We start from the raw sequence: 22,621 nt of genomic DNA on the forward strand, positions 1-22,621 counted from the left end.
TGATCCTCACTCAGCTGGGACACCGACGGGCGCGGTCACACGTGCGCCGCCGCGAATGGTCATCCAGAGGTTCCAGCACATCAGCAGAGCCCCCGCGAGGTACATGACCCCACCCAGACCGCGCACGATGTACATTGGGAATTTCGCGGCCACGGTGTCGGCAAAGGAGTTCACGAGGAAACCTTGCGCATCCACCTCACGCCACATCAGGCCTTCCATGATTCCGGTGACCCACATGGACGCCGCGTAAAGGACGATGCCGATGGTCGCGAGCCAGAAGTGCCAGTTGATCGCTGACATGGAATACATCTGCGCGCGCCCCCACAGTTTGGGCGTCAGGAAATAGAGCGCCGCAAAGGTGATCATCCCGTTCCATCCCAACACGCCAGAGTGCACGTGCCCAATGGTCCAGTCGGTATAGTGGCTCAGAGAGTTGACCGCGCGGATCGACATCATCGGCCCCTCAAAGGTGGACATCCCGTAGAAGGCCAGGCTGATCACCATCATCCGAATGATCGGATCCGTGCGCAGCTTGTCCCAGGCCCCATTGAGGGTCATCAGACCGTTGATCATCCCACCCCAGCTGGGCATCCACAGGATGATGGAGAACACCATCCCAAGCGTGGACGCCCAGTCAGGGAGTGCGGTGTAATGCAGGTGGTGTGGACCCGCCCAGATATAGAGAAAGATCAGCGCCCAGAAGTGAATGATCGACAGCTTGTAGCTAAAGACCGGGCGTTCGGCCTGCTTGGGTACGAAATAGTACATCATGCCTAAGAAACCGGCGGTCAGGAAAAAGCCCACCGCGTTGTGGCCGTACCACCATTGCGTCATCGCATCTTGCACACCTGAGAAGACCTGCACTGATTTGGAGCCCAAAAGACTGACCGGCAGGGACAGGTTGTTGACCAGATGCAGCATCGCCACTGTGATGATGAAGCTCAGTAAGAACCAGTTGGCGACGTAGATGTGCTTTTCTTTGCGCTTGATCAGCGTGCCCATGTAGATCACCAGGAAGGCCACCCAGACGATGGTCAGCCAGATATCGATGTACCATTCAGGCTCTGCGTATTCTTTGGACTGGGTTGAGCCGAGCAGATAGCCGCTGGCCGCCAGTACGATGAAAAGCTGATAGCCCCAGAACACAAACCAGCGCAGGTTGCCGCCCCAAAGCCGGGTGCCGCAGGTGCGCTGCACGATGTAGAAGGACGACATCAAAAGGGCATTGCCCCCAAACGCGAAAATCACCGCTGAGGTGTGTATGGGACGCAGACGTCCAAAGTTCGCATAGGGTTGTGCCCATTCCAGGTTCAGCGCCGGAAAGGCCAGCTGGAAGGCGATATAAACCCCCGCCAAGAACCCGACGATGCCCCAAAAGGCTGTTGCGATGACCCCGGCGCGGACAACATCGTCCATATATCCGTTTGCATCCACCATTGCCTTTGGCGGCTCATCTGTGTTGCGCAGCACCCAAATGAACATCCCCGCAGAGATGACCATGATCAGGATGGCATGCACCTGATATGCCAGATCTCGACCCCAGCTTGCGGCCAGTGCCGCAAGGATGGTGATCAGGCCCAGCAGAATGAGCTTGAAGTAATCAGCCATATTTCTGTCCCTTCTTTCACCCGGCCCACGTCAGGGGCCGTGCCTGTTCGCTATGCCCCTCTTTTTTCAAAGCGGCTGCACGGGGTCTTTGATCTGCATCAAGAGGGGGCAGGTTTCTGTTTGGGTCACGTCAAAGACGGCATTGACCCGGTTTGACAGTTTGGAGGACAACGAGGGGGCGGCGTGCGTCCCCGTTGAACAAGGGAGCCTGTGATGGCGATCAATACTGTTACCACCATCCTGACGGACACAGATCAGGTTGAAACACAACTGGCCGCCGCTTGCGCCATTGCGCGGGCGCTTGATGCGCATTTGCACGTTCTGGGGTTGGTCGTTGGCATAAACCAGGCCGGCGTTGCCCCAACGGTACTGGATGCTGTGCCCTCGGGTGCCGGCATGGCAGAAAGCATAGCGCTGGTAAAAGAGCTGGTCGCGCTGGCCAGCGCGCAGCTGAAAAAAGAAGACGTGCGCTGGAACATGGATGCCACCACGGTGAACGGGGCAGAGATGTCAGCCGAGATCGTCCGCCACACGCGGTTCAGCGATCTGGTGGTGCATCAAAGCATGGCGGCACCACATCTGCGTGATCAGACAAAAGTGCTGGCCGAGGCGATCCTTTTTGACAGCGACTGTCCGCTCTTGTTGTTGCCAGAAGGAGCCGAGATGGCAGCCCCTCCGAGCAAGATCATGATTGCCTGGGATCAAAGCACACCAGCCTTGCGTGCCGCGCGGCAATCGCTGTCGCTGCTGGCGCTGGGCTCTTATGTGCATGTCGTCATGGTGGAGCCGCCACGAGATGCCCCTGACCGGTCTGATCCGGGCGGTGCTTTTGCGGAATTCCTATCGCGTCATGGGATCCGGTCACAGGTCTCAGTCTGCAATAAGGACGACACCAGCATTTCCGCCACATTGGAGCGGCGCGCGGTTGAGCTGGGCTGTGAGATGATCGTAATGGGCGCTTACGGGCATTCCCGCTTGCGCCAGGCGATATTCGGGGGTGCCACCCGCGATATGTTGGAGCACGCAAAGATACCGGTGTTGATGGCGCATTAGGGTCAGGACCCATTCATCTCGCACCACTGGTTTGACAGATTTCTCTAGTGAAAGGGACATCTGCGCGGGAACTCTGGTTGAATTTCAAGCAGATGTAACGCAGCGCGCGAGGACAATCCGTCAAATCCGAAGGACGACAAAACCGCTTCCTTTCAGCGGCGTGAGCCATTTGCAATGAACCCGTTCGGCGCGGACATGTCTCAAACCACTGAAACTTCGCGGTTTTGACGCCATTGGCGCGAGATGAATGGGTCCTGACCCTAAGGCGAAGGTGCGCTATTACATGCAGTTAGCGACTGCATCGGCCTGACGTTAAAGGTCAAAATGGCCCTGTGGCCCAAGCCCGTCAGAACAACAAGCCACCGTCAGTATCATCCCCGGTCTCTGCCATCAGGTCGGCAAGATCCGGGATGGTGACCGTTCTGGATCCATCAAGCGAAATGATCCCGTCTTTGCGCAACGACGTCATCTGGCGGCTGACGGTTTCGATGGTCAGGCCCAGATATTCACCCATCGCCTCACGTGACATCGGCATCTCAAACGACAGCCCATCCGACAAGGGTTGCAGATGCAAAGCGGCAGTGCGCCTTCCGATCAAGGACAGCAAACAGGCGATTTTTTCGCGCGCTGTCTTGCGGCCCAGCAACATCATCCATTCCCGCGCCACGTCCAGCTCATCCAGCGACATCGCCAACAAACGTTGGCCCAGATGGGGGGTGCGGTTGACCATGTCTTCGAAAGGTTTGCGACGGAAACAGCACAGTGTCACGCCTTGGATGGCTTCAACGTCATAGGCCACCGTGCTGCGCCCGGGGCGTCCGATAAAGTCAGATGGCAGCAGCAGCCCCAACATCTGCAAACGCCCGTCGGGCAGGGTGCGCGACAACTTTGCCGCTCCTGTGACAACCGAGGCAACAAAATGCATCTCATCGCCCTCAAACATGATTTGCTGGCCCGCTTCAAAGCTGCGGTAGAACTTAATGTCTTCCAAGGCCCGCAGTTCATCCGCATCGCAGGTGGCGCAAACGGCGCGGTTGCGGATGTTGCAGTCAGCACAGGCAATAAATTCAGTGCTGTTGCGCAGCTGTGTCATTAATTGGCTCATGTATTCGTTTGTTGGCTGATCTAAAGCTATACGGCAGACAGGGTGAAATCAACGCGCGCTAGCACGATTTGAGGTTTTGGAAAGGCCGCACTTGCATGAAAATGCAGCTTTGGCCCTAAAGACAGTTGCAATGCTTGCCCCCATGGTTTTTTATTGGCCCATCAATCAATAAAAACTCAGGGAGTTACTTTCATGAAAAAATTGCTGGCATCAACGGCGCTTTTGCTGACCGTTGGCACGTCTGTGGCAGCCGCTGGCTGTGACAAGGTCACGTTCTCTGACGTTGGCTGGACAGATATCACCGCCACCACCGCCGCTGCAAGCATCGTGCTGGACGCGCTGGGCTATGACACAGAGACCAAGATCTTGTCTGTGCCTGTAACCTATACCTCAATGGCCGCTGGCGACATTGACGTCTTCTTGGGCAACTGGATGCCAACGATGGAGGCCGATATCGCCCCCTACCGTGAGGCTGGCACCGTCGATACCGTGCGCGCAAACCTGCAAGGGGCGAAATACACCCTCGCGGTGAACAAAGCTGCTGCGGATCTGGGCATCACATCCTTTGGGGCCATCGCCGCGCAATCAGATGCGCTGGACGGCAAGATCTTCGGGATTGAGCCAGGCAACGACGGCAACCGTCTGATCCAAAGCATGATTGATGACAACGCTTTTGATCTTGAGGGCTTTGAGGTGGTCGAATCCTCTGAGCAGGGCATGCTGGCACAGGTCCAGCGCGCAACCCGCAAGGGCGATCCTATCGTCTTCCTCGGCTGGGAGCCCCATCCCATGAACGCCAATTTTGAGCTGACCTACCTGGAAGGTGGCGATGATTTCTTTGGCCCGGACCTGGGCGGTGCGACCGTATTCACCAACACCCGCGCGGGCTATGTTGAGGAATGCCCAAACGTTGGCAAGTTGCTGCAAAACATGGAGTTTTCGCTGGCGATGGAAAACGAGATCATGGGCGCAATCCTGGATGACGGGCAAGACCCCGAAGAGGCGGCAGCCGCCTGGATCAAGGCCAACGCCGGTGTTCTTGACGGCTGGCTTGCTGGGGTGACCACCAAAGATGGTGGTGACGCGATGGCCGCCGCCAAGGCCGCAATGGAATAAGACACCACTAAGACGCAAAGATGCCCGCTCCTCCATAAGCGGGCATCTTTTTATTGGGCTCACGATATCAGGACCACCACATGGATTTTCTCACTGAAAACAAGATCCCCATCGACGACATCGCCGAGACCGCCTTTGACTGGCTGCAAATCAACGGCGGCTGGTTCTTTGACGGGCTGGCATTGGTGATGGAACAACTGATTGACGCCATCCTGTGGGTGCTGCAAACGCCGCCTCCGCTGATCATCGTGGCCCTGTTTGCAGCGCTCACTTATCTGATCCAGCGCAATTGGAAGACGGTGGCATTTGTCGTCGTGGGCTTTTTGTTCATCCTCAACCAGGATTATTGGGAAGAAACCACTGAAAGCCTGACGCTGGTGCTGTCGGCTTGCGTGGTGTGTATGGGGATCGGTGTGCCCATAGGTATCGCTGCGGCACACAGGCCACGGCTTTACCGGGCCATGCGACCGGTGCTGGATTTGATGCAGACCTTGCCGACCTTCGTCTACCTGATCCCGGCCATTGTGTTTTTCGGCATTGGCATGGTGCCGGGGCTGATCGCCACGGTCATTTTCGTGTTGCCCGCCCCCATTCGCCTGACGCAACTGGGGATATCTTCGACACCCAAGGCGCTTTTGGAAGCCGCGCAGGCCTTTGGTGCCAAACCCAGCCAGACATTGTGGAAAATTGAGCTGCCCTATGCGCTGCCGCAAATCATGACCGGGCTGAACCAGACCATCATGTTGTCGCTCTCCATGGTGGTGATTGCGGCACTGGTGGGTGCGGACGGCCTTGGGGTGCCGGTGGTACGAGCGTTGAACCAGGTGAACACTGGGCTTGGCTTTGAAAGCGGATTGATCATCGTGGTCGTGGCCATCATGCTCGACCGGATGTTGCGGGTGGGTGAGAAATGACCAAGGCTGTTTCCTTCAACAACGTCTCCATCGTTTTTGGTGACAAACCGCAAAACGCTTTGCCTTTGATGGACGACGGCCAATCGCGCGCTGAAATTGAGGCTGCCACCGGTCAGGTGCTGGGGGTCCACAACTGTTCGCTAGATGTGGCTCAGGGTGAAATCCTGGTGCTGATGGGGCTGTCGGGCTCTGGCAAGTCGACCCTTTTGCGCGCCGTGAACGGCCTGAACCCCGTGGTGCGAGGCCATGTTGACGTCCACGACGGCAATTGGAGCGCCAATGTGCAGACCTGCAACGACGCTGATCTGCGAAAGGTGCGCCGTGAATGCGTGTCGATGGTGTTTCAGCAGTTCGGCCTGCTGCCCTGGCGCACGGTCCGGGACAACGTCGCACTCGCCCTTGAGTTGTCTGACGTGCCCAAAAAAGAGCGTCTGGAACGCGCGGACCGGCAGCTGGCCCTTGTCGGGCTGGCGGATTGGGCGGACCGCAAAGTCGGTGAGCTGTCAGGTGGCATGCAGCAGCGCGTGGGCCTTGCGCGCGCCTTTGTGACTGAGGCCCCCATTTTGCTGATGGATGAGCCGTTCTCGGCCCTTGATCCGCTCATTCGCACCCGGTTGCAGGATGAGCTGCTTGATCTGCAAAGAGAGCTGAAGCGCACCATCATCTTCGTCAGCCACGATCTGGATGAAGCGTTCAAGCTGGGGGGCGTATCGCCATCATGGAAGGCGGGCGCATTGTCCAGCTTGGCACCCCGCGTGAGATTTTCTCGAACCCCGCGTCAGACTATGTCGCGGATTTCGTCGCGAACATGAACCCGCTTGGGGTTCTGACCGCACGCGATGTGATGCAGGACAGTGCCGGCGGGGCAGATGGGTCGGTGCCTGCGGAAATGCCCGTGGCGGAGTTGATTGAAAAGCTGAGCGATGGGCCACAAGAGCTTGCCGTGGTTGAGGGTGAGAAAACCTTGGGCACCGTGACCGCTCAAAGCATTGTGCAACGGCTGAACTCTTAGGCGGCGCGGGCAGCTTTTGGGCTGAGGCGGCGAAGCGCCGCCTTGCCCGCATTCAGGCTTTCCAATGGGTTGCTGATTATGCGTCGCGTTGGCCTGTCCGCCAATCTCCCTGATTAAACTTGTTTGGCAGAGGCCTGGCATGCAACACTTTCCCCGTGACTGCCCGTGCGTCCCATTTTGACGCGTGGCTGTTCCGATAGGCAACACAGGGGAAATGCGATGAAAGTCTTTGGGACGGTTCCATTCTGGCGTGCATGGCTTTGCCTGATCAGCCTCGCGGTCCTCGTAGGGGGCGCGCAGACGGTGCATGCGCAAGATCCCTTTGCCAGCGGCTGGACCCTGCAGCCTGAAATGTCGCGCCTGAATTTCCAATCGGTCAAACAACAAAGCATCGTTGAGGCCAGCAGTTTTGCCGCCCTTGAAGGCAACATATCAAGCAGTGGTGCAACGCAAGTCCGAGTGCTTTTGGACTCAGTCGATACGCAAATTGACCTGCGCAACGTGCGGATGCGGTTCTTGTTTTTTGAAACCTTCAACCACCCTCAGGCCACCATCACCACGCAGCTTGACGCCGCGCTGCTGCAGGATCTGACCGACGTGCGGCGCAAAACGCTGCCGCTGAGCTATACCTTGGATCTGCACGGGGTCCGCAAATCGCTAAGCGCAGATGTTGCCATCACGCTAATGACACCTGATCTGGTGTCCGTTTCCAGCACAGCGCCCATCGCGCTTTCCGTGGAGGATTTCAACCTGATGGAAGGTTTGGGCAAACTTCAAGACGCCGCCAATGTTGAGATCGTGCCAGCCGGGATCGTGTCCTTTGACTTTGTCTTTGCCCGCAACAGCACGACCGCCCAAACAGCCCCGTCCCAAACCGCCACGGGCAACGCCGCCTCCGTCGCATTGGAGGACGCGGGCGATTTTGACCGGGAGGCGTGCAAGGGGCGCTTTGAAATTCTGTCGCGCACCGGGAATATCTATTTTAATTCCGGCAGTTCCCGCCTGGACAGCAAAAGTGAGCCGCTGTTGAACGCGCTTGCCAACATCTTTGCCCGTTGCCCGAATATGGTGGTTGAGGTTGGTGGACATACCGATTCAGTTGGAACAGACGGGCAAACCAGCGCCTGTCCGAATTGCGGGCAGGCTCTGTGCGCAGGTATCTGATTGGGAAAGGCGTAGAGGCGGCTGCCGTGGTCAGCAAAGGCTATGGGGAAAGCACGCCCATTGCCACAAATGACACCGAAGAAGGCCGCATCAAAAACCGCCGGATTGAATTTAAGGTGATTGGCAACTGACATGGTGCTTGGGTTGAAAATGCGCAAATCGGTGGTTGCACGGGGCATCTCTGCCCTCTGGGCGGTTATGGCATGGGGCATTTTGCTGATGTCGACGCAAGTGGCTGCCGACACTTCTGGCCCTCGGGTCGCGCTGATCGTTGGCAACGCCAGCTACGGCGCGCTTGAGCCGTTGGACAATCCCGTCTCAGATGCTGAGTTGATGGCCCGCACGCTCAGCCAGCAAGGTTTTGAGGTGACGCTGATCATGGACGCGGATCAGATCCAGCTGAACCGCGCCATCGCCAGTTTTGGGCGTGATCTGCGCGACGCGGGCAGGGATGCAACGGGGCTTTTCTATTATGCAGGTCACGCGGTGCAGTCATTTGGCAACAACTACCTGCTACCAGTGGATGCCAGCCTGACCGATGCCGCAGACCTCAGCCTGGTGGCGGTAAATGCTCAGGCGGTTTTGCAGCAGATGTTCTCAGCCCGGAACCAAACCAACATCGTGATCTTTGATGCGTGCCGGAACAATCCTTTCGCGACCATTCCAGATATGATCGACAACGGTCTGGCTGAAATGCGCGCGCCCACTGGCACGTTCCTGTCATACTCCACTGCGCCAGGTGCGGTGGCGCTGGATGGCACCGATGGTAACAGCCCCTTTACCAAAGCACTGGCGCGCGAAATTCCGGCATCCGGTCTGCCGATTGAACAGGTTTTCAAGAACGTGCGCATCAAGGTGCTGGAAGAGACGGGGGCCAGCAAACGCCCTGGGATACATCGTCGCTGACGTCGAACTTTGTCTTTAATGCAGGGCTTACCCTGTCGGAAGATGCAACGACGCCATCCGCGCCCGCCCAAAACACAACAGCAACGCAAGAGCAGATGATCGCGGCCGCGCAGGCCAGCGGTTCTGCGCAGGATTTCCAGTGCCTATCTCGACCGTTTCCCGCAAGGGGTCTACGCCGAATACGCCGCGTTTGAGCTAAGCGTGATTGCAGAAAAAGCGCGCCGCGCTGCCGGGCAATCAGGCGATGACACGGTCGTTGCCGCCGCCACCACGTCTCGGGCTGCGGGCGTTGCGATGGGGCCTGAACTGACCTGGACCATGCCGTTTACCAACGGTGGCGAAACCCTAGAAGGCAAAAGCATCGCTGAGCTGGTAAAAGCCTTCCCAGACTTTCCGCCCATCGAAGGGCTGCCAGAGACGTTGTGGAAAGAGCAAGACTGCGCCGCCTGCCATCAATGGACCCCCGAAGCCCTATGCGATCAGGGGGTGACCTATTTGAACGATCCCCAAAACCGGGCGCTTAGCAAGCCGCACCCTTTTGGCGGCGTCTTCAAAGCGAACGTGCGGTCCTGGGCTGAGGGCGGCTGCAAATAGCTCAAGTGATATCATGGGTGACCTGCCCATCGCAGATCGTCACGACAGCCTGCGCCGCGTCAATCTGATCTGGGGGAAGGGCGTGCAGATCATGGCTCATGACAACCACATCGGCCAACATGCCGGGCTTTAAGGTGCCCAAGGTGTCTTCGCGAAATCCGACCCAGTGCGTTGTCGTGGGTATAGCTTTTGAGCGTATCCTCCAGCGTTTGCGTTTGATCGGGCCAGTCGGGGCCCAGATCCAGCGGCGCAATCGCGGCTTTGATGTTGGGCATCACATCCACCGGCATCACCGGCCAATCGGTGGAAAAGACAATCGGTATGCCCGCATCGCGCAGGGTCTGTGTGGCATAGGTCTGTGGGATTTGATGGGGGTGCAGATACTTGCTGACGCTTTCGGTGGGGAAAATATGCCCCGCCGGTGAATGCCCGGGCTGGAGCGATGCGACGATCCCCAAAGCGGCCATGCGGGGGATGTCGCTGGGGTGGATCACTTCAACATGTTCAATGCGGTGGCGGCTGTCGCGGGCCCCGTTCGCGGCCTGTGCGGCAGCAAAGGCATCAATCGTGCGCCGCACGCCCGCATCCCCGATGGCATGCACAGCGATTTGAAAGTCCAAGCGGTCGGCTTCTTTGCAGGACGCGACAAAGTGGTCTTGGGTAAAGACCTCTTCGCCTGCATTTCCATTGGCCCCCAACGCACCGGGGTAGGGCTCCAACATCAGCGCGGTGCCGCTTTCAACAACGCCATCAATGAACATCTTCGCATGCGTGCAGCGCAGCTTGTCGCCTTGATAAAGCGCCCGCATCTGCGGTGCTTCGTCCGCAATGCGGCTGAGCGGGTCGGTGCCCTTCATATGAAACGGTACATCACAGCGGCAGGGCAGGCGGCCTTCGGCCTCAAGTTCTGACAGCAGCTCCAACTGATAGGTGTTGCCATCCATCAGATGCAATCCGGTGATACCTTGGGCCGCGCAATGGGCCAAGCCGCGGGCGATGACGTCTTTGTCCTTTTGGCGCGCGGATGCGCTCACCAGCGGCTCAGGGTCTTTGCCCGTGGTCAGCCCCAACATCTCACGCCCCCCGTGCCGGGTGAGCGCCAGAACAGGCCCATAGGCCCCAGTGCTCTAGCAGGGTGCCATCCGCCAGGCCATCGGGGCCCATCACGATCTCTGATCCGGCATCCACCTTGCCGCCCTGCAGCAGTCCCGCAGCCTTCAGCGCGGGCGTATTTGCCCAGATGGTGTGATGATCGGCGGCGAACATGGCCAGCGGCCTGTCCGGCAGGATCGCATCCAGCGCATGACGGGTCAAAGGCGTGCCCGCGCCCAGAATATCGTAATCAGCCATGATGCAGAAAACCATCGCGTCCTCTGGGTTGGCATCTGCATAAGGACGGATCGCGGCCTTCATCGCCTCAAGGCCGCTGACACCGTACAAGCTCAGACAGTCCATTTCGACAGCACCCACAAACAGGTGGACGTGGCTGTCAATAAACCCCGGCAACACGGTGGCGTGGTGCGCATCAATGTGCCGGGTCTTTGATCCGGCGTGCTTTTGCATGTCTTGATCGCTGCCCACGGCCAGAATGTGTCGCCCGGATATGGCCAGCGCCTCAGCTTTCGGCTGTGCGGGATCGAATGTGGTGATGCGGGCGTTGTGGATGATGATATCAGCGGCCATGGCGGTTCCGTTTGCGGGTCTCCGTCATGCTTAGCAGCGCCCGTATGGTGACTTCAATCAGTGCTTTTCCGTAGTTTTTTAGCCGTCATTCCCTCGGAACTAAACCGCGCGATTAACAGGTTAAGTGGAGCGTGGGATGAAAAAGTTCAGGATCGTTCTGATCGACGATGATCAAGTGTTCCTTCATGCACTCAGTAAGAAGCTGTCAGATGCGCATGAGGTTGTGGCCCTGGCGTCTGTGGATGAGATCAAGTCATTTCTGGAAGATGATGCCCGCCCCGTGGACGGCTTTTTTCTATCTTGAAATGCCCGACGAAGCCGATGTGTTTTGGCAGCTGGGGGGCTATCCATCATCCGGCTGCTACGGAGCCACCGGGGAGGGGACGGTGGTGCAGTGGTGTTCTGTCGTCACGCGCCGGGACGCGGATGTGCATGCCTATATGTGCCTAGAGAACGGCGCGGATGATTTTGTGGAAATATCGATCTCTTTGGCAGAGACTGCGTAGGATATCGAGCGGGAGTTGTATCAACGTGCAGCCTGACGGGGATCACACTTTCCCTTAAGAACAGCACGTAACCCGTTGATATAAATACCGGCACGCCGGGTTTCCCATTGCGGGGCGATGCAGTCACACGCCATAAAGTCGCGCAATACGCCGCGCAGCGTGCCATGACGTCCATCTCTGCCACATGGTCCATTTCGCTTTGCTAATACGCGTATCAAGCGGCGGGAAAGCCATCTGAAAACCACCCCTTCGCCGACGCATTTGCCGCGCACGCAGCAAGGGCCGCCTCCAGTGTCTTAGGCACCCGAACGAACCCGCGCGCGCCCAACGCATTGGGCTATGAAAGGGACAGACCTTCCTCCGTTCGGGCAGGGGCCGTCAGCCCGTCTTCGACGCTGTGACGCATCGCATGCAATATTGCGGCAAGGCCAAGATACAGGCGAGCGGCGGCGTCTGCGGCGGTGTATTCGATGTTGAGCAGTCGGGCGATGCAGGCAGGATCATTGGCCCGTCAACGGGCACACCCGCTAAGATGCTTCACGGTCGCGAAATCCCTGATTGTTACAAGTCTGCTGACCCACAGTCCGGCGTCAGCCGCAGGGGGCGGCAAAGATCAAAGGCCGCTCACGGCTCATCTGGGGAAGAGGTGGGGCGCATGGCATCCCAGGCTTCAATCCGCTTTTTCGTCTTTTCCCAGTTTTGCTCGGCAACCCGCGTCACGAGGGCTTCGGTCACGGCAAGCGCTGCAGAATAGCTGTCCCAGATGGTGCCTGTGTCGATGGGCACGGCCAACACCTCAGATGCGTTTCGGGTGGCGGGCGATAGCCACTTGTCTGTCACCAAAATGACCTGCACCTGTTTTTCGCTGGCCTGCTCGGCCAGCTGGCAAAGGTTTTGCTGATAGCGGCGAAAATCGACCAGAAAAAAGATGTCGCCCGCCTTCATGCGCAAAAGATACTCAGGCCATGTTTCTGGATCACGCGGCAGATGATAGACCGCTTCGCGCGATTGCCTGAGGTGGAAAGACAAATGCTGGGCAATGGTGTCGCTGATGCGCCCGCCCACGGCGAACACATTGCGCTTGGGATCGCCCAGCAGGTCACAGACACGCTGAAACTGTCCCTCTGTGACAGCCCCGCCCGCCATGGCCATTTGTTCAGCAGCACGGGTTAGGAACCCGGCAAGATAGCCCCCTTCAATCCGCGAGCTGTTGGCGTGAAGATCAACGGGCGAACGATCGCCTTGTCGCAGCTCGGACAAGAGCCGCTTTTGAAGGTCGGGATATCCACTTAATCCGATCTTCGTCACAAAGCGTGAGATGGACGGTGCAGAGACTTCTGCACGCTCTGCCAGTTCCTGGATGGAAATCAGACCCGCATAGGGGTAATCTGATAAAAGCGCTGTCGCCAGTTTGCGTTCGGATTGGGTCAGTTGTGCCGACGCGGTTTCGATTTGGTCACGTACTGTCATGTGCTGATCGTTTCTGGAAAAATATTTTCAGTCAATATGATTTTTTTCGACTTTGAACTTTGTGTTTCCCGAGGCTGATTTACGTGCGCTGACTGGGCCAACACAGTGATGCGCCAGACGGTCCTAAGCCTGTGGACCTTGTTGGTGCAGATGGCAAGGCGGGAATTGTGAACATGCGAGGCCGTCCGTTCGTGACTTTTGGAGGTTCTCGGGCGTTTAGGTCCATTGGGATAGCGTGGTCGAGGCGAGGGTAAGGATGCCCTGGATCTGACGGCCAAAACGGCCGACGTCCTGTCCGTGGCCGTGATATGATCCGGCCATCCTGGCCTCTGACCAAGATCAAAACAGCAAGAGGGCCAGCATCCTGCCATCCACGTTTTCGCAAATGCGCGGCAGAGACAAAGCCGCTTAAGTGCGTTGCTTGTAGTATGTGTCCTTATGCACAATCAGCCCGTCCTTGAAGGTCAGGATGTCCACGCTCAAAAACGCCTCTGTCGTGCCGTCCTTATGGCGGGCCGTGCGGCGGTATTCGCAATAGGCTTTGGTATCCGTCAACGCGCAGTCGAGCGTTTCCCAATGCACGTTCTCGACCTTCTCGAACAATCCGGCAAAGACGCTGCGGATCACCTCCGCGCCCTCAAAACGCACGCCATGGGCGTCTGGCCCAACCGCGTGATCAAAGGTGGCGTTGGCGGCAAAGAACTGCATCACCGCGTCGATATCGTTTGCATTGAACGCGTCGCCCACTGCATCTACTAGGTCTCGGGTCAAATCCGTCATTCATCTATCCTTTACAGGCCAAGCATGGTGCAGGTTTTTGCAAAAAACGGGCTGGCAGGGTCCGCCAGCACATTCAGTTCATCAAAGTGATCCACGTCCGGGACAACATACATCTCCATCGGCCGGGTAGCGGTCGCGAACTTGTCCAGATACATCTGCGATTGTCGGTGAAACTCAGCCGTTTCAGCGCCGCCAACCACAACCATTTGCGGCGCGTTTGTCTGAGGCGGATGATTTGTCATCGGGCTCTCGCGGTCAGCCTCTGAGGGGTCCATCCGCAGGTTGGCATTCAGCGCCAGTGGTCAGGCGCACAGGTTCAAGGTAGCTTAAGGGGGACACAGGGATGCCAGCCTTGATCAGATCGGCGGGCAGCGCGGCATGGCGTGCAGGCCAGTCCGTGGCCATCATCATCTGCGTCAGATGCCCGCCTGCGGAATGGCCCATAACCGTGATCCGGTCGCGGTTTACGCCCAAGGCGGCAGCGTTTTGCCAGATGTAGGTGACAGCCTCGCGCAGTTCCTCTGAAATATGGGTCATGCTGACCGAGGGGCACAGGTCATACCCCACGACCACTACATTCACACCGGCCTCAACGAAGGGGCTTGCCAGAAAGCTGTAGATTGATTTGTCACCGCGCTGCCAATAGCCGCCGTGGATCCAGATCAGGGTGGGGGCCCCGGCATCCCCGCATAAAAACACATCAAGCTTTTGCTTTTCACCCTCCGAATAGCGCACGTCCAGCACGCAATCGAGCGTATCGCGCGCGCGTGCACTGGCGGCCATCCAGCTTGGAATGACTGTTTCTTCGTAATCCGGTCTGCCCGCGCGCAGGTTATATTGGGCGTCAAACCATTCGGGCGGATGCCCTTCGTGATAGGTTAGGGGATCGGTCATAGGGAAACCTCCGCTTGAGGGGCTGCAAAGAAAGTGCCACGGCAGTAGATCAGGGGGGCTGCGGGCGTCTGGGTGTAGCTGTCCACCAACCCCAGCAGGATTTCATGGTCGGCGGCGTCAAAACGGGCGTGCACCTTGCACTCCAACTGCGCAGACGTGCCGGGCAAAAGCGGTGCTCCGCCGGGGTTGGCGACCCAATGCGTGCCGTCAAACCGGTTCTCAACATCACTGGCAAAATGCCGCGCCAAATCCTGTTGGTCTGCGGCCAGTATGTTGATCGCAAAGCGCGAAGCCACTGCAAGGGTCGGGAACACGCGCCCGGTTTTGGCGATACAGACCGAGATCAAGGGCGGCTCAAGCGAAACCGAGGTAAAGGAATTCGCGGTCAGCCCCCATGGCGCGCCCTGCGCGTCAAAGGTTGAGACAATGGTGACCCCAGTGGCAAAGCTACCCAGCGCGCGGCGGTAGGCTTTGGCATCCATCAGATCACACCCTCTGAGGCGCAGGCCCGCTCAAGTGCTGCCCATTCATCGGGGGTCGTGCCAAAGGGGCGCATGACATGATCGCGGTAGGCGGGGCGTTCTGCCAGCCGCTGATACCATGCCTCAACATGGGGCAGGGCGGGGCGGTCCACATCCACGTTGAAATAACGGTAGACCACGCAGCCCAGTGGGATGTCCCCCATGCTGAATTGCGCACCACAGACGTAAGGCTGCGATGCCAGATGCCCGTCCAGGATGGTCAACGCCGCATGCGCTTCGTCTCTGAACGCTGCGATTTTGGCGGGGTCCCGGTCAGCGGGTTGCGTGCGCACCGTGGCAAAGAACAGATAGATCACCGGCATAAACGCCTTGGAGGCGGACCATTCCATCCATTGATCGGCAATCGCGCGTGTCTGTGGATCCGCCGGGCTGAGCGTGCCAGCACCATAGCGGTCAGACAGATACCTGACGATCGCCAGGCTTTCCCATAGCGCGAAATCACCGTCACGGATGGCGGGGATCATCCGGTTGGGGTTGATCTGGGCATAGGCGTCAGTATCGAGTTTGCCAAAGCTGCCCCCGGCCAGTTGCAGGGTATAGGGCACCCCCAGCTCATTCGCGGTCCAGATGACCGGGATCACGTTGGACGAATAGGGGCGTCCCCAAATTTCAAGCATCTGCCAGCTCCCGTTTTTGTGCGATGGACTGCGTGCCAAATCGGGGCACCACATGGTCAAAAAGCCGGTGCCAGCTGGCAAGAATTTTTTCGTAAGGCACCCCGGTGTATTGCTGCATTAGCATCAGGTGATCGAGGCCCGTCGTTTCCTGCCGTTCCGCGATCCGGTCCGCGACAAATTCCGCATCCCCCACCATGATGATCCCGCGTTTGTTTAGAAAATCAAACCAGTCACCATCCTCATCCTGGGGTGTCATTTCCTCACCAATGTCGAGATAGCCGTGCTTGGTCCACTCCCCTGCGGGGCGCGATCCGCCAAGGAATTCGTAATAGGCGTTGATGGACGGGCGGATGGTGGCCTCTGCCTCTTGCATGCTTTCGCCCACATAAAACGCGGTACAAACCCCGACGCCTTCGCCCAGGGCCACATCGCGCCCGGTGCTGGCGGCCAAGGCGTCGCGGTAAGGCTGCCAACAGGCGCGTGTGCGTTCAACCCCTGCCGCCATTGAGATTACGCCCCAGCCCTTGTCACCTGCCAGCTTGAAGGTTGGCGGCGCGTTAGACATCAGCCAAACGGGCGGATGGCCGTCCTGGTAGGGGCGGGGGTGGACATACATGGCTTTGTATTCGCCATCCGGCCCATGATAGCGCGGATCAAGCGGGTCAAAGAAACGGTTGGTCTCTTTCCAGCCCGGCACGGGGAATTCATAGAACTCGCCTTTGTGGGTGAAGGCTTCGTTCGTCCAGGCCTTCAGGATCACCTCAAGGCTTTCTTGATAGAGGCGCATCACCTTGGCGTTGTCGCGGCGGTCCGCATCGGGGTTGAATTGGATGGTAGAGCGTTCGTTGATCCCCTTGGCCACGCCAAAATCCACGCGGCCCAGCGTCATGTTATCCAGCATCGCCACATCTTCGGCCACTCGCAACGGATGCCAGTCGGGCAAGATGATAGGCGCGGTCCCCACACGCAGCTTCTTACAATGCGCTGCGACATGGGTGCACATCTGCACCGGGTTGGGCGGCGCGTTCATATATCCGTTGTGGGCAAAATGGTGCTCGGTGAACCAGGCGGTGGTGAAACCGGCGTCCTCGGCCAGGGCGCACTGCTCAAGGATCATCTCAAGCGTACGGGTCCAGGGGATTGTCTCACCAGGGCTGAAATTGGCGATCAAATCAAAACGCATGGTGCCACCTCCCAATGGACCGACTCAGGTGCAGTTGAATTTTCACCCGTAATTCAACTTGATTGAATTTGACGTCAAAAATCAACTAGTGTTTTGCATGAACAAAAATTCGCCACCCGACGCAGCCATGCAGCTGGGCGCTGAGATCCGCGAAATCCGTAAAGCGCGGGGCCTCACGCTGAATGCGCTCAGTGCACAAGTGTCATGCTCAACGGCCTATCTCAGCCGGATTGAATTGGGCACGGCCAAAGCCTCAGACGTGTTGCTGGAGGAAATCAGCACTGCTTTGAACGTGGACCGCGGATGGTTTTCACCGATCAGAACAGGTGAGGGGCCACTTGAGCGAAACCACGTTGTGCGCGCAGATAACCGCCGGCTACTATCTGACATGTACACCCGAAGCGAGGCGGAGCTGGGCTTTCGCGATGAGCTGCTTTCAAGCACGTTGTCGGGGCAGTGTTACCTGATCCTGTCCCGGTTCGCGCCCGGCACGGGTGCGCCGCCTGAGCCAATGGAGGGTTATGTTTTCGAAGGCGAACAGCACGCAATTGTGCTGAGCGGAGAGGTGGAGCTGCGGCTGGGGGATGAGCTGATTGTTCTGCGCAAGGGCGACAGCTTTTCCTACCCCTCAATGATTGCGCACCGGTTCCGCAACCGAACGAATGAAGAAGCGACAATGGTTTGGGCCATGTCACCCGTGCGGATCAGTTGGTAGGTGTGGCGACGCGAGGGCGAGTGGTGCCATGCAGCGCGTTCCGTGCTTGGACCTATGGGAGCGTGATGGGAAGCTAGGTCACAGAGGCCGCGCGCGATGCTGGCCGTTTTGCTGACCGCTGGTGAAAAGGACGACTTTACCAGCTACCGCGCCCATCAAACGTGAACTTCGAGTTCTGTGACATTTGACACTTAACTCTCGGCTGGAAGCGAAACATCGTTGGTCGGGCCGGGCACAAATAGCTGGACATGTCTGTGCTTAGGCGCGCAAGGTCCACCACTGCCCTTTTTTAACATAATATATTGGAATCGAAATGGTTGTCGAAACGGGAACATCAGCGAATGAGTTTCTTGAGGGTTCGGCGCTTGCCGATACATTGGACGGTGCCGGTGGAAACGACACCATCAATGGGCTGGGTGGCGCTGACAGCCTCGTCGGCGGGTTTGGGGCTGACAGCATCGATGGCGGCGCGGGCAACGATACCATCATCGGCACTACGGGTCTAACCGCTGACGAAGAAACCTCTCTGATCGGGGCGGATACGTTGATTGGGGGTGCCGGGGACGACTCCATCAACGGTTTTGGCAATAACACTTTTGCTGAGGGCGGTACTGGGAACGACTCGCTTTATGGCGGTCCAGGATCTTCGGACGACACGTTGGACGGCGGAACGGGTGCCGATCTGCTCTGGGGCCAAGGCGGGGCAGACGTCTATTACGTCGATAACCTCGGCGATGATGTACAGGAATTCACCTACGACACGATGGGTTCCGGCAACACGGCGACCGGCGATGTGGATGAAATTCGCGCATCAATCTCTTGGGTCTTGCGGGACTGGAACGACGATGGGTTCAACATCGAAAACCTGACCCTGCTGGGCTCTGCGTCGATCAATGCCACCGCGAATGAGGTCGGCAATGTCCTAACAGGCAACAGCGGCAGCAACGTGCTGAACGCGCTGGCCGGGGACGACACTATTGATGGTGGCGGGGGCAATGATACCATCGACGGTGGCACGGGCGATGACCTGATAACAGGTGGCAGCGGTGCGGACATCTTTATCATCAATGCACTCAGCGGTGATGATACGATCACCGATTTTGACGTCGGTAATGACGTATTGGACCTTTCTGCCTTTACCCAGTCGCAGATCGACGCGCAGACAATCTCCGAAGACCTTAGTGGCAACCGCGTGGTCAACATCGGCGGGGCGAGTGTGACCCTGCTGGGCGTTGCCAATACTCCCGATGATGATTTCCTGCCCGGTGTCACGGCCACAGATTTCGGCAGCATCGACATAGGCACCCCCGCAATCGGGTCAATCGAGACAGCAGGCGACCGCGACCGCTTTGACATCACGCTTCAGGCGGGCGTTCTATATGACATTTCATTGGAAGGTGTCGCCACCGGAGGTGGATCGCTTATTGATCCCGAAATTATCGGCCTCTACCGCGGTGATGGAGCGCTTGTTGCAAATAGTGCTGACAGGGACAGCGGCGTGGAGGCGAATGCGCTAGCCGAGCGCGTCGTTGTAAGTTTATCCGGCACCTATCAGGTCGAGGTTGCCTCAACATCTGATTTGGGTACTGGGGATTACACGCTCACCATCGAAACCAACGGCTTTGTAGATGATTTCCTGCCCGGCGGCGCTTCCGGCCTTGGCACTGTTTCAGTCGGCAGCACCACCACGGGCGAGATTGAAACCAGCGGCGACATCGACGGTTTCCGCGTCACGCTGGATAATAACACGACCTATCGAGTTGATATTCTGGGAAGCGATTCAAACAATGGCACGCTGCGCGATCCAGGTCTTTTAGGCATATTTACGGACAGCAATTTCGCCGGAACGCCAATCGGATCGGTCCAAACGCTCAATGCTCAATTTATGGATAACGACAGCACATCCTATTTCACACCGACCAGCGCGGGCGACTATTTCATCGGCGTTCAGGACGGATTTGGCGGGCTTGGCACCTATACGGTTGCGATCAGTGACATCGGGGTCCGCGACGATTTTGCCGCCGATATCTCTACTTCAGGCTCAATCGCACCGAATGGCAGCGCGGTAGGCTCCGTTGATTTTGCACAGGACCAAGACTGGTTTCAGGCGAGCCTGAGTGCCAACCGCCTGTACGAGATCGAGCTTGTATCAACAGAAGACGGATCGGCCTTGAGTGATCCGTTGTTTTGGGGTGTCTATGACAGTAATGGCAACCTGATCCAGAACACCGATAACGACGATGGCGGCACAGGCACAAACAGCAAACTGCAGTTTGTCACCGATGTAACGGGCACCTTTTATCTTTCCGCAGGCGGATTTGGCGATAACACAGGCGACTACCGGCTTGAGCTGAACGATTTAGGTCGTGTGGGTAATGACCGCTTTGACATCACCATCGAATACACGTCGGATAACGTGCCCAACGCATATTTCGACGCCTTCGAGGAGGCGGTTGAACGGTGGGAAGAAGTCATCACTGGCGATCTCGATTACGGATTTGTCGAAGGGTACGGATTTGTCGATGATATCCTGATTGAAGTTGCCGTGCAGGACATTGATCTGACAGTTGCAGGCGTTGAGCAGACAATTCTAGCCATTTCGAGTGTGCTTGACCAACGTGACGACGCGACCTCCGGCGCGGGCGCATTGCCGACCCACTCGCGTATTGTTCTGAACTCTGAAGAGTTAGGAGAACTCCTCAATCTTGATGAACTTGCGCAAAATACCATCGGACGAGCGCTGGGGTTTGGTGCGCTCTGGGAAAAGCTTGGTCTGGTTCGCAACATCGACGGTGTGGCAACTTATACCGGATCAAACGCACTGCGCGAAATGGAGGAACTGTCCGACGACCTGAATGGCCAAAACGTCCTCGAAGACGGCGATGATGGCGCGCTTGCCGCTGAATATTGGAGCGAGGCGAACCTGGACGCGGAACTGATGACGCCAAGTGTTGGTTTGCGCAGGACGGATGATGGCCCCGCACCATTTGGGCGATCAGACAACCCGATCAGCGCATTGACGATCGCCGCAATGCAAGACCTTGGCTATGAGGTGAACTACGACGCAGCGGATCCGTTCAGCCTGCTATTTCGCCCGTTGACGCGAAAGGTGCAGAACGGTGAAACCGTCGAAGCCCTTGACCAGTCGGCAATAGCGCGGCGTGTGGTGGCCGATTTGGAAAACAATGACGAAATTCCACCCGGTATCGCAACGATCTATGCCCGTCCCAATACCCTGTCTGAACAACCCATCAATGCCGCTTTGGGTGATGCAAACACGGCGCTGATTAGCGCAACCGGCACGTCGGTTCTGTTCTTCGAAGGGGTGACCGGGGACAACTTGTTGATCGAGTTGACAGGCACGTTTGACAAATCGAACCTTGGTGCGCTCAGTGATCTGACCGGTGCAGCAACAGGAATGCAGGTGTTCTCGACTGCGGGCTCCCTTCTAATGAGCCTCGATTATTCCCGCAGACCGGTTGAGGTCACTGATCTGCTGGCAAACTGGCCCAACGTGGCGGGCAGCGATGACGATATCATCGTGGTCGATGCGCTGCCGGGCACGGTCGTGCGGATCAATCCCAATGGCGGCACTGAGGACGATAGCCGCATCTTCACCGGTGCGGGTGATGATTTCGTGCGTGGCGGCGATGGGGCCGAGTTTATCAATGGCGGCACGCAAGACGATATGATCTTGGGCGGGGGCGGCGATGACACGGCAACTGGCGCGAGCGGGGATGACACAATTGACGGCGGAAGCGGCACGGATACCGCGCTCTATTCCGGCAATCAGGCGTCCTATACCCTGACCTTAAGTGCCGCGGGCACAACGTTGACCGACCGCAGTACAGGTGGCAACGGCACCGATCAGCTTAACGATATCGAGTTTCTCGACTTTGATACCGACAGCTTTGGAGGTCCTTTCAACCTGAGTATCTTTGGCGGCCCCACGAGCCTTTCTGAGACCCAATTCGAAAGCTTCATCGAACTCTACATCGCGTATTTCAATCGGGCCCCCGATGCCGTTGGCCTGAACTTCTGGGGCACGGCCTTTGCCAATGGCACGTCGCTTGAGCAGACGGCCAGCCTTTTCATTGATCAGGACGAAACCCGCGCAACATACCCAAGCACACTCAGCAATGCGGACTTTGCAACTGCGGTCTATGCAAATGTTCTGGGCCGTGTGGCCGATCAGGTCGGCTTTGACTTCTGGGTTGGCGTTCTCGACGATGGTTCTGTCGGGCGGGATCAGTTCATTCTCGCGATCCTTGGCGGGGCCAAAGCCGCTCCTCCAAATGACGCGACGCCGGACTTTATCGCACAGCAATTGGCAGATCAGGCTTATCTGTCGAACAAGACCGATCTTGGTGCCTACTATGCCGTGCACAAGGGTATGTCCGATGTCGGCAATGCGTCTGCAGCGATGGCACTTTACGACGGATCGCAGCAAAGCCTCGAAAGCGCCGTTGCCGCAATTGACGCGTATCACCAGGCGGCGCTCAGCAGCACCACGGGCGAGTTCTTGATGCCTCTTGTTGGGGTGTTGGATGATCCGTTCGTGTAACCTGGAAAAGAACGCCAAGTTAAACGCTTAGCCGCACAGCCTGCAGTCGATCGCCATATTGAAGAGTGCGCGGTCGCCAAAATTTTCTGCCAATTCAAGCCGAACGCAAATTGACCGCGCGTGTTTTGGCCTCTGTGGTTGTTTCTGACCGACGATGCTGCCTTTGTTCCAAGCAGGGCGTAGTGCCCGAATGGT

23 protein-coding genes and 1 pseudogene are annotated in these 22,621 nt (G+C 57.7%); 12 read left to right on the forward strand and 12 right to left on the reverse strand.

Features of this window, described 5'->3' with window-relative positions:
- Nucleotides 1–6 precede the first annotated feature (6 nt).
- Nucleotides 7–1,608, reverse strand: a complete 1,602-nt coding sequence (gene ccoN / locus ACZ1HM_RS08840) for a cytochrome-c oxidase, cbb3-type subunit I (protein ID WP_472742450.1) — start codon at nt 1,606–1,608, stop codon at nt 7–9.
- 213 nt (nt 1,609–1,821) lie between these two features.
- On the opposite strand from ccoN, the gene ACZ1HM_RS08845 reads away from it, so the two are divergent.
- Complete coding sequence (locus ACZ1HM_RS08845) at nt 1,822–2,661, forward strand: universal stress protein (protein ID WP_472742451.1); 840 nt, start codon at nt 1,822–1,824, stop codon at nt 2,659–2,661.
- A gap of 346 nt (nt 2,662–3,007) precedes the next feature.
- On the opposite strand, the gene fnrL is transcribed toward ACZ1HM_RS08845, so the two are convergent.
- The gene (gene fnrL, locus ACZ1HM_RS08850) at nt 3,008–3,754 is read right to left on the reverse strand and encodes a transcriptional regulator FnrL (protein WP_472742452.1); all 747 of its coding nucleotides are present in this window, start codon (nt 3,752–3,754) and stop codon (nt 3,008–3,010) included.
- A gap of 204 nt (nt 3,755–3,958) precedes the next feature.
- Here fnrL and choX point away from each other — a divergent pair, with 204 nt between their 5' ends.
- From choX to ACZ1HM_RS08885, 7 genes and pseudogenes are all read left to right on the forward strand, one after another.
- Nucleotides 3,959–4,882 (forward strand): choline ABC transporter substrate-binding protein, encoded by a 924-nt coding sequence (gene choX / locus ACZ1HM_RS08855; RefSeq protein WP_472742453.1) that lies wholly within the window; start codon nt 3,959–3,961, stop codon nt 4,880–4,882.
- An 80-nt stretch (nt 4,883–4,962) separates the two neighbouring features.
- Nucleotides 4,963–5,796, forward strand: a complete 834-nt coding sequence (gene choW, locus ACZ1HM_RS08860) for a choline ABC transporter permease subunit (protein ID WP_472742454.1) — start codon at nt 4,963–4,965, stop codon at nt 5,794–5,796.
- Nucleotides 5,793–6,808 (forward strand): annotated as a pseudogene (gene choV / locus ACZ1HM_RS08865) (choline ABC transporter ATP-binding protein). The gene choW and the pseudogene choV overlap by 4 nt, the downstream one beginning before the upstream one ends.
- Before the next feature lie 219 nt (nt 6,809–7,027).
- Entirely contained in the window at nt 7,028–7,972 is a 945-nt protein-coding gene (locus tag ACZ1HM_RS08870; RefSeq protein WP_472742455.1) for a YceI family protein, read from the forward strand.
- A complete protein-coding gene (locus tag ACZ1HM_RS08875) occupies nt 7,957–8,103 on the forward strand; it encodes an OmpA family protein (protein ID WP_472742456.1) in 147 nt (48 codons plus the stop codon). The genes ACZ1HM_RS08870 and ACZ1HM_RS08875 overlap by 16 nt, the downstream gene beginning before the upstream one ends.
- Nucleotides 8,093–8,878: a caspase family protein gene (locus tag ACZ1HM_RS08880; RefSeq protein WP_472742457.1), complete on the forward strand. Its 786-nt coding sequence runs from the start codon at nt 8,093–8,095 to the stop codon at nt 8,876–8,878. The genes ACZ1HM_RS08875 and ACZ1HM_RS08880 overlap by 11 nt, the downstream gene beginning before the upstream one ends.
- 201 nt (nt 8,879–9,079) lie before the next feature.
- Nucleotides 9,080–9,472 (forward strand): hypothetical protein, encoded by a 393-nt coding sequence (locus ACZ1HM_RS08885; protein ID WP_472742458.1) that lies wholly within the window; start codon nt 9,080–9,082, stop codon nt 9,470–9,472.
- 1 nt (nt 9,473) lies between these two features.
- On the opposite strand, the gene ACZ1HM_RS08890 is transcribed toward ACZ1HM_RS08885, so the two are convergent.
- From ACZ1HM_RS08890 to ACZ1HM_RS08900, 3 genes are read right to left on the reverse strand one after another with little or no spacing between them, the layout of a single operon-like run.
- Nucleotides 9,474–9,593 carry a hypothetical protein gene (locus ACZ1HM_RS08890; protein ID WP_472742459.1) on the reverse strand — a complete coding sequence of 40 codons (120 nt, stop codon included), beginning with the start codon at nt 9,591–9,593 and terminating at the stop codon, nt 9,474–9,476.
- A complete protein-coding gene (locus tag ACZ1HM_RS08895; protein WP_472742460.1) occupies nt 9,562–10,545 on the reverse strand; it encodes an amidohydrolase family protein in 984 nt (327 codons plus the stop codon). Before ACZ1HM_RS08895 ends, ACZ1HM_RS08890 begins: the two co-directional genes overlap by 32 nt.
- A 1-nt stretch (nt 10,546) precedes the next feature.
- Nucleotides 10,547–11,155, reverse strand: coding sequence for an amidohydrolase family protein (locus ACZ1HM_RS08900; RefSeq protein ID WP_472742461.1), 609 nt, complete (start codon nt 11,153–11,155; stop codon nt 10,547–10,549).
- A gap of 136 nt (nt 11,156–11,291) precedes the next feature.
- Between ACZ1HM_RS08900 and ACZ1HM_RS08905 the strand changes: the two genes are divergently transcribed.
- Together ACZ1HM_RS08905 and ACZ1HM_RS08910 are read left to right on the forward strand one after the other, a co-directional pair.
- Nucleotides 11,292–11,459 carry a hypothetical protein gene (locus ACZ1HM_RS08905; protein ID WP_472742462.1) on the forward strand — a complete coding sequence of 56 codons (168 nt, stop codon included), beginning with the start codon at nt 11,292–11,294 and terminating at the stop codon, nt 11,457–11,459.
- Nucleotide 11,460: 1 nt separating this feature from the next.
- Nucleotides 11,461–11,661 (forward strand): hypothetical protein, encoded by a 201-nt coding sequence (locus ACZ1HM_RS08910; RefSeq protein ID WP_472742463.1) that lies wholly within the window; start codon nt 11,461–11,463, stop codon nt 11,659–11,661.
- Nucleotides 11,662–12,285: 624 nt separating this feature from the next.
- Here ACZ1HM_RS08910 and ACZ1HM_RS08915 read toward each other — a convergent pair.
- The 7 genes from ACZ1HM_RS08915 to ACZ1HM_RS08945 form a co-directional block, all read right to left on the reverse strand.
- A complete protein-coding gene (locus ACZ1HM_RS08915) occupies nt 12,286–13,131 on the reverse strand; it encodes a MurR/RpiR family transcriptional regulator (RefSeq protein ID WP_472742464.1) in 846 nt (281 codons plus the stop codon).
- A 408-nt stretch (nt 13,132–13,539) separates the two neighbouring features.
- On the reverse strand, nt 13,540–13,911 hold the full coding sequence (locus ACZ1HM_RS08920) for a nuclear transport factor 2 family protein (RefSeq protein ID WP_472742465.1): 372 nt from the start codon (nt 13,909–13,911) through the stop codon (nt 13,540–13,542).
- Nucleotides 13,912–13,922: 11 nt separating this feature from the next.
- Complete coding sequence (locus ACZ1HM_RS08925; RefSeq protein WP_472742466.1) at nt 13,923–14,153, reverse strand: hypothetical protein; 231 nt, start codon at nt 14,151–14,153, stop codon at nt 13,923–13,925.
- Between the two features lie 13 nt (nt 14,154–14,166).
- Nucleotides 14,167–14,805, reverse strand: coding sequence for an alpha/beta hydrolase (locus ACZ1HM_RS08930; RefSeq protein WP_472742467.1), 639 nt, complete (start codon nt 14,803–14,805; stop codon nt 14,167–14,169).
- Nucleotides 14,802–15,287: a flavin reductase family protein gene (locus ACZ1HM_RS08935; protein ID WP_472742468.1), complete on the reverse strand. Its 486-nt coding sequence runs from the start codon at nt 15,285–15,287 to the stop codon at nt 14,802–14,804. Before ACZ1HM_RS08935 ends, ACZ1HM_RS08930 begins: the two co-directional genes overlap by 4 nt.
- Nucleotides 15,287–15,964 carry a glutathione S-transferase family protein gene (locus tag ACZ1HM_RS08940; protein WP_472742469.1) on the reverse strand — a complete coding sequence of 226 codons (678 nt, stop codon included), beginning with the start codon at nt 15,962–15,964 and terminating at the stop codon, nt 15,287–15,289. The genes ACZ1HM_RS08935 and ACZ1HM_RS08940 overlap by 1 nt, the downstream gene beginning before the upstream one ends.
- Nucleotides 15,957–17,147, reverse strand: a complete 1,191-nt coding sequence (locus tag ACZ1HM_RS08945) for an LLM class flavin-dependent oxidoreductase (RefSeq protein ID WP_472742470.1) — start codon at nt 17,145–17,147, stop codon at nt 15,957–15,959. Before ACZ1HM_RS08945 ends, ACZ1HM_RS08940 begins: the two co-directional genes overlap by 8 nt.
- A gap of 97 nt (nt 17,148–17,244) precedes the next feature.
- On the opposite strand from ACZ1HM_RS08945, the gene ACZ1HM_RS08950 reads away from it, so the two are divergent.
- Nucleotides 17,245–17,862, forward strand: a complete 618-nt coding sequence (locus ACZ1HM_RS08950; protein ID WP_472742471.1) for a helix-turn-helix domain-containing protein — start codon at nt 17,245–17,247, stop codon at nt 17,860–17,862.
- 313 nt (nt 17,863–18,175) lie between these two features.
- Nucleotides 18,176–22,426, forward strand: a complete 4,251-nt coding sequence (locus ACZ1HM_RS08955) for a DUF4214 domain-containing protein (RefSeq protein WP_472742472.1) — start codon at nt 18,176–18,178, stop codon at nt 22,424–22,426.
- The last annotated feature ends 195 nt before the right edge of the window (nt 22,427–22,621 follow it).

The sequence above is a fragment of the Sulfitobacter sp. GN1-4 genome (assembly GCF_055693825.1).